General features: G+C 43.9%; 8 protein-coding genes. All 8 read left to right on the top strand.

From position 1 onward, the window contains the following. Positions 1 to 438 (top strand): DUF3347 domain-containing protein (locus B3297_RS23230; protein ID WP_286779556.1); only part of this gene is annotated, 438 nt, incomplete at its 5' end. 14 nt (positions 439 to 452) lie between these two features. Beyond that, positions 453 to 758 carry a hypothetical protein gene (locus B3297_RS23225; protein WP_002981094.1) on the top strand — a complete coding sequence of 102 codons (306 nt, stop codon included), beginning with the start codon at positions 453 to 455 and terminating at the stop codon, positions 756 to 758. Between the two features lie 18 nt (positions 759 to 776). After that, positions 777 to 2,897: a heavy metal translocating P-type ATPase gene (locus B3297_RS23220; RefSeq protein ID WP_034735068.1), complete on the top strand. Its 2,121-nt coding sequence runs from the start codon at positions 777 to 779 to the stop codon at positions 2,895 to 2,897. A 6-nt stretch (positions 2,898 to 2,903) separates the two neighbouring features. Beyond that, complete coding sequence (locus B3297_RS23215; protein ID WP_286779555.1) at positions 2,904 to 3,569, top strand: DUF3347 domain-containing protein; 666 nt, start codon at positions 2,904 to 2,906, stop codon at positions 3,567 to 3,569. 11 nt (positions 3,570 to 3,580) lie between these two features. Continuing rightward, the gene (locus B3297_RS23210; RefSeq protein WP_002993268.1) at positions 3,581 to 4,105 is read left to right on the top strand and encodes a DUF305 domain-containing protein; all 525 of its coding nucleotides are present in this window, start codon (positions 3,581 to 3,583) and stop codon (positions 4,103 to 4,105) included. Between the two features lie 26 nt (positions 4,106 to 4,131). Continuing rightward, entirely contained in the window at positions 4,132 to 4,551 is a 420-nt protein-coding gene (locus B3297_RS23205) for a hypothetical protein (RefSeq protein ID WP_070566707.1), read from the top strand. A 32-nt stretch (positions 4,552 to 4,583) separates the two neighbouring features. Beyond that, on the top strand, positions 4,584 to 5,039 hold the full coding sequence (locus B3297_RS23200; RefSeq protein WP_070566710.1) for a heme-binding domain-containing protein: 456 nt from the start codon (positions 4,584 to 4,586) through the stop codon (positions 5,037 to 5,039). A gap of 13 nt (positions 5,040 to 5,052) precedes the next feature. Further along, positions 5,053 to 7,326 (top strand): multicopper oxidase family protein, encoded by a 2,274-nt coding sequence (locus tag B3297_RS23195; protein ID WP_115050235.1) that lies wholly within the window; start codon positions 5,053 to 5,055, stop codon positions 7,324 to 7,326. Positions 7,327 to 7,400: the final 74 nt, after the last annotated feature.

Raw genomic sequence — 7,400 nt, 5'->3', positions numbered from 1 at the left:
CAAAACCAATCACAGCTAAAGGCTGTATTTGACAACTACTTTTCAGTGAAAGATGCTTTGATAAAAACCGATGCGGCGACCGCATCTGCCAAAGCCGCTGAATTGGCTGCATCCCTTAAAGCAGTCGATATGAATAAGCTATCGGCAGAGGAACATACGGCTTGGATGAAAGTGATGCAGGACTTGACGGCCAATGCGGAAAGCATTTCAAAATCAAAAGATGTTGCAAAACAAAGAAGTGCTTTTGCGGCACTTTCGGGAAGCATCTACACACTGGCCAAAGTGTCTAAACAGGATACTCCCGTTTATTACCAGCACTGCCCTATGTACAATGGAGGTAAGGGAGCCAATTGGCTAAGTAAAGAGAATGCTGTTAAAAACCCATATTACGGCTCACAGATGCTTACCTGCGGCAGTACGGTCGAAACCATTAAATAACAGGTCTGAAAGCTATGGTACAGTACAATGACATGGTGCAGGCGCTTAAAGACCTAAGACAGCGTGGATACAGTATGGACTTTAGTCTGTTGCCGGACTGCCTGTACTGTGCGTCAAGGAGCCTGAAACTAAAACCGGAGGATTTTACGGTTACGGAAACCCATAGGTTTGAAAGCCTCGACAGCAGTCCTGATAACAATGCCGTGATTTATGCCATATCGTCCAATGATGGTAAGAATAAAGGCGTACTTGTGGATGCCTATGGTGCTTATGCCGAAGAAATGACCCATGAGATGGCAAAAAAATTAAGTGCAACATAACTTTTAAAACCCCTTATTATGAAAAAATACACGTGTCCCATGCACCCGCAGGTGCTAAAAGACGAACCAGGCAAATGCCCGCTTTGTGGCATGGCACTGGTTCCCGTTGGCGGTAGCTCAGTTTCTCATGTACAAAAATCAGGACATGGGCATTCCGGGCATTCTCATCATAACCAAGCCAGAGATAGCTTTAACAAACATGAGGGGCATCATACAGGCGATTTTCTCGCTCGTTTTTGGATAAGCCTCGTCATTACAATCCCTATCCTGCTCCTGTCACACATGATACAGCAATGGTTGGGTTTCAGCCTTGCTTTCAATGGAGATAAATATGTGCTGCTGGCATTGGGTACAGTGATTTATAGCTATGGAGGCTTGCCGTTCCTAAAGGGAATGATTGGCGAGGTGAACGCCAAAGCCATAGGGATGATGACACTTGTTGCTATCGCTATATCCGTAGCCTATGTCTATTCCGTAGCCGTTGTATTTGGCTTACAGGGCATGGACTTCTTTTGGGAACTGGCTACGCTTATCGACATCATGCTGTTAGGGCATTGGCTGGAAATGCGTTCCCAAATGGCTGCTTCACGGGCTTTGCAATCATTGGTTGCTTTGCTGCCTAACGATGTCACGGTGGAGCGAAACGGAGAAGCGGTAAAAATAAAGCTTGAAGACCTGCAAAGCGGTGAAACGGCTATCATAAAACCGGGTGAAAAAATTCCAGCCGATGGATTGGTACTGGAGGGGCTTTCGTATATCAACGAGAGCATGCTTACCGGAGAAAGTATTCCCGTGAAAAAGGAAAAGGACGGAAAGGTCATCGCAGGCTCTATCAATGGCGATGGTGCGCTGAAAGTTAAGGTAACAGCCGTTGGAAAAGACAGCTACCTGAACAGGGTTATCAATCTTGTGCAGGAGGCACAAGCTACTAAGTCCAATACGCAAAACCTTGCGGACAAAGTTGCCAAATGGCTCACCTTTATTGCCATTGCCGTTGGCATAGGCACATTTGCCTATTGGTATGCAAGCAGTGGAGATATTGCCTTTGCGCTTGAAAGAATGGTGACGGTAATGGTAACGGCCTGCCCGCACGCATTGGGCGTGGCTATCCCGTTGGTGGTCGCCATTTCCACAACGCTATCGGCGACCAATGGTCTGCTCATCCGCAACCGCACAGCATTTGAAACCACCCGAAAACTTTCCACTGTCATTTTTGATAAGACCGGAACGCTCACCAAAGGTTCCCATGCCGTAGAAAAGGTTATACCGTTAACAGACGAATATAATGCCGATGAGGTTATCCAGTATGCTGCCGCAGTACAGCAAAATTCGGAACACCATATCGCCAAAGGCATTATGGCTACATTGAAAGAAAAGAGCCTTGCCTTATGGAAGTCTGAAAACTTCAGCTATATGCAGGGCATAGGTGTTAAAGGTGTTGTGAACGGGAAAAATGTCGTAGCTGGCGGCCCGAATTATTTCACCGAAAACCACCTTTCCCTGCCTGAAATTCCAAACGAAATCAATCAAGAGGCCGAAACGGTCAACTTTGTCCTCATTGATGACCGGGTAATCGGCATCATTACTTTGGCAGACAGCATCCGTGAGGGTTCGGCACAGGCGATTGAGGAACTCAAAAAAATGGGCATCAAGTCCTTTCTGCTCACCGGGGACAACGACAGGATTGCTGCTGCCGTAGCCGGAAAATTGGGTATGGACGGGTATTTGGCTAATGTGCTTCCGCACAACAAGCAGGAGAAAGTAAAGGAGTTTCAGGCAAAAGGCGAAATCGTAGCAATGACTGGTGATGGTGTAAATGATGCACCTGCACTGGCACAGGCAGATGTGGGCATTGCCGTGGGTTCCGGTACGGACGTGGCTGCCGAAACAGCGGATATCATATTGGTAGACAGCGACCCGAGGGATGTGGTCAAACTGATTGACTTCGGCAAACTTACCTACAAAAAGATGGTACAGAACCTGATATGGGCGGTTGGCTACAACGTGGTGGCAATACCGCTTGCGGCAGGCGTACTCTATCCGAATTTTGTTTTAAGTCCCGCTATGGGTGCTGTGCTGATGAGTGTAAGCACCATTGTAGTGGCTATTAACGCAAGTTTTTTAAAAATCAAAAAATAAATAAAAATGAAAAATCTAACATTATCAATCATTGCTGTTATCATGGCATTTGTAACAGTATCATGCAATCAGGCATCCAACAAAAACGAGCAGTCTTCAAGTGATACTGCTGTTGTATCACAAGAACAGTCAGCTTCCCAACCAAAAGAGGATGATACGGTAGCTGCGCCCGTTGTGAGTGAAACTCCGAGCGGTCAGGAAGCAAAAGCAACAGGAAAAGAAGAAGCAAAAAACTTTTCTATTGCGCCCATAGTTACCGATTATCTGTCCTTAAAGAACGTCCTTGTTTCGGACGATGACAAAGCTGCCGCCAGTTCAGGGAAAAAGCTGTTAGCTACCCTGAATAAAGTGGACATGAAAGCCGTTCCTGCCGATAAGCACAAAAAGTACATGGACATAGCGGACGATGCTAAAGAACATGCAGAACATATCGGGGAAAATGTCGGCAACATCCACCACCAGCGGGAACATTTGGCCTCGCTTGGCGAAGATTTGAAAGACCTGATTGATTTGTTCGGTACATCGCAAACATTGTATCAGGACCATTGCCCGATGTTCAATGACGGTAAGGGTGCTGTTTGGTTCAGCGAAAACAAGGAAATCAAAAACCCTTACTACGGTTCTAAAATGCTGACCTGCGGTAAGGTGGAAAAAACAATTAACAGCAAATAAAATTCAGGGTTATGGAAAATATGCAAAACAGTCACCATGCGGGTCATTCCTCGGAGCATGGCACGCACAATACAAAACATGCTTCGGCCATGTACAAACGCTTTGCGGTGATGGCTGTCGCAATGTTCGCAGTGATGTATTTTATCATGTACGCCATGATTGACGGGTGGCAGAACCTGATACCCAATATCAACAATTTGTACATGACCCTGCTGATGACCTCGGCAATGCTGCTTATCGAATTAGCGATAATGAAAGTAATGTACCCCAACAGGAAGATGAATTGGGCGATAGCCATCATCTCGGTTGCTGTTGGCATCTTTTCATGGTTTGGTATCAGGGAACAAATCAATGTCGGGGACAAGCAGTTTGCAAAGGGTATGATACCCCATCACGCAGCAGCCATATTGATGTCCGAAAAGGCACACCTGACCGACCCGGAACTGATAGAGCTGCAAAAAAATATACTTAAAACCCAAGCGGAAGAAATTGAACTAATGAAGCGCAAGCTAAAAGAGTTTGAAGAAAGTAAATAATAAAATTTAAAAAAACAAGTTTGGACATGAACAAAATAATAATTGGCTTTATTTCCTTATTAACCCTGCTATTCACCGCTTGCGGTCAGGCGGGGTCAAATAAGGATGAAGCGGAACAGCAGCATTCGCAGGCAACTCCGGAAAGCAACGGACATACTACCCAAATAGGTGAATTGGTTCCATCGGATGAAGTCTGCATGGTCAACGATGCCTATATCGGCAAAAAGCAGTTTGAAGTAAAATTTGATGGTAAAACCTATTACGGATGTTGCGAAATGTGTAAGGAACGTATTCCAAAAGATGCGACCGTGCGGATGGCGATAGACCCCTATTCCCATAAGCAGGTAGACAAAGCTAATGCGGTGATTGCTGTGACAGGAAATAACGGTGAAGTTTCTTATTTTGAAAACAAGGAGAATTATGCCAAGTATGTGAAAAAACAGTAGACACAAAAAGATGAAGCCACAATAAAATAATTATGACCATAAAGAAGAAAATCATATTGGGGCTGGCTGTCGTCCTGATTGCCATACAGTTCTTTCAGCCCTTACGGAACCAGGCGGTTGAAGTGCCAGCCACCCATATCGAAAGGGTGTACGCCGTACCCCAAAATGTAAAGGCTATCCTTGTTCAGTCCTGTTATGACTGCCATAGCAACAATACCCATTATCCGTGGTACAGCCGTATCCAGCCCGGCGCATGGTACATGGCAGAGCATATAAAAAAGGGGAAAGAGGAACTCAACTTTAGCGAATTTGGCGACTATTCTGTCCGCAGGCAGCGAAACAAGTTCAGGGCTATGGCCGGGCAGGTTAAGGACGGGGAAATGCCATTGTCATCATACACACTAATTCATCGCAATGCAGTATTGTCACCGGAGGATAAGCAGGTTTTGATAGCGTGGTTTAGCACAATGGAAGACAGCATTAAATAAAATTTTTCAAATCATGAACAGATATAATAAAATACCTATAAGAATTTTGCAAACAGTGCTGATACTGCTTTGCACGCAAACGCTGTTTGCACAGAGAGTGGTGCATTACGAGCTGTATGTAAAAGATACGCTTGTAAACTATGCAGGTAAGCAAAAAAGGGCAATTGCCGTAAACGGGCAAATCCCCATGCCCACCCTTACCTTTACCGAGGGCGACACTGCCGAAATAGTGGTGCACAACCAATTGAAAGAAAGCACATCACTTCACTGGCATGGTGTGTTCCTGCCCAATAAAGAAGACGGTGTGCCCTGGCTTACACAAAAACCCATCGCACCGGGCACAACCTACACCTACCGTTTTCCGATTATCCAGCATGGTACGCACTGGTACCATTCCCACTCAGGATTGCAGGAGCAGATTGGCATGTACGGAAGTTTTATCATGAAGAAAAGAAGCGATGATAAGACATTCAGAAAAGGAATTGACGATTTGCCGACCGTTCCAATTATATTAAGTGAGTGGACAAATCTTAACCCCGATAATATCAACCGTATGCTACACAATGCAAATGATTGGGCGGCCATTAAGAAAGGCGCAACACAATCATATGTTGAAGCTATTAAGGAGGGAAAATTAGGGGTAAAGGTAAAAAACGAGTGGAAGCGGATGCTGGCGATGGATGTCAGTGACATTTACTATGATAAAATCCTAATAAATGCTAGCCATAGCACCGATTTGAAAACAATTGATGGTAAAAAGCTAAAAGCAGGCGACAAAGTCAGATTGCGTGTTTCCAATGGAGGGGCGTCTTCATATTTCTGGCTACGGTATGCTGGAGGAAAAATTACAGTAGTAGCGAATGATGGGAATGATGTTGAGCCTGTAGAGGTGGACAGGTTAATCATTGCCGTTTCTGAAACTTACGATATTGTAGTGACTATCCCTCAAGATGGTTTGGCTTACGAGTTCTTAGCAACAACCGAAGACAGGACACAATCTGCGAGTTACTTTATAGGTGATGGGGTCAAACAGCTTATTTCTCCACTCCCACGATTGAAGTATTTCGAGGGGATGAAGATGATGAACGATATGATGAAAATGAATGGCGATTTGGACGATATGGGCATGAAGATGAGCCTTAACCAAATGGACATGAATGTAGTGATGTATCCCGAAATTACCGGAGATGCAACAAAAAAAGCAGACCACAGTAAGCATGAGGGTATGGATATGGATAACGACGCTAACCGTTACAACGCTAATGCCTTGGGAGACATCAAAACATTAAATTATGCTATGTTGCAATCACCTTATAACACCTCTCTTCCAAATGATGCGCCTGTAAAAGAGTTGAAATTCACACTTACTGGCAACATGAACCGCTATGTATGGAGCATGGATAATAAAATACTTTCGGAAACTGACAAAATACCTGTAAAAAAAGGAGAAATTCTACGGATTACCATTTATAATAATTCAATGATGCGGCATCCAATGCATCTTCACGGATTTGATTTCAGGGTGATAAACGGAAAAGGCGAAAAATCGCCGCTTAAAAATGTGTTGGATATCATGCCTATGGAAACAGATACCATTGAGTTTTTAGCAAATGAGGAAGGTGATTGGTTCTTTCATTGCCATATATTATATCACATGATGGCGGGAATGAACAGGGTCTTTGAAGTTGGAGACTACAATAACCCCTATCTACCCGACAAGGCAAAAGCCTATAAAGAATTGCAAAGAGAAAGTAATATGCCTCATTTTATGGCACAAAACGATTTTGCAACCAATGGTAATGATGGAGAAGCTATGCTAATGAATGCACGCTACCAATTAGGAACAGAATGGCGTTTAGGCTATAATAGTATGCACGGTTATGAAGTAGAAACCCATTTAGGTAGATACATTGGAAAGATGCAATGGTTCATGCCCTTTGTAGGTTTTGATTACCGCTACCGTAAAATGGGAGAAGATGAACACGAAAAGAACATATTTGGACAAACCAACAAGAAAGACACCCGCAGGGCGTTCAGTTTAGGGTTTATGTATACGTTACCTATGCTGGTCAATTTTCAGGCAGAAGTATATCATGATGGAATTGTGAGATTGCAGTTAATGCGTGAAGATATACCAATTTCAAAAAGACTAAGAGGTGGTTTTATGGTGAATACCGACTTAGAGTATATGGGAGAACTTAGGTATATCATTAATAAGAATATAGGTATACGTACCCACTATGATAGCGATATGGGCTTTGGTGTGGGGCTGGCATTGACTTATTAAAATTAAATAACTAAGGGTTGTAAACTGCATAACCGTAAAAAAATATCGGTAAAAAAAAGGAGGTGATGCAGGTG

The sequence above is a fragment of the Sphingobacterium sp. UBA3519 genome, assembly GCF_002377215.1.
Classification (GTDB): domain Bacteria; phylum Bacteroidota; class Bacteroidia; order Sphingobacteriales; family Sphingobacteriaceae; genus Sphingobacterium; species Sphingobacterium multivorum.
This window is presented reverse-complemented; position numbering and strand designations above follow the sequence as displayed.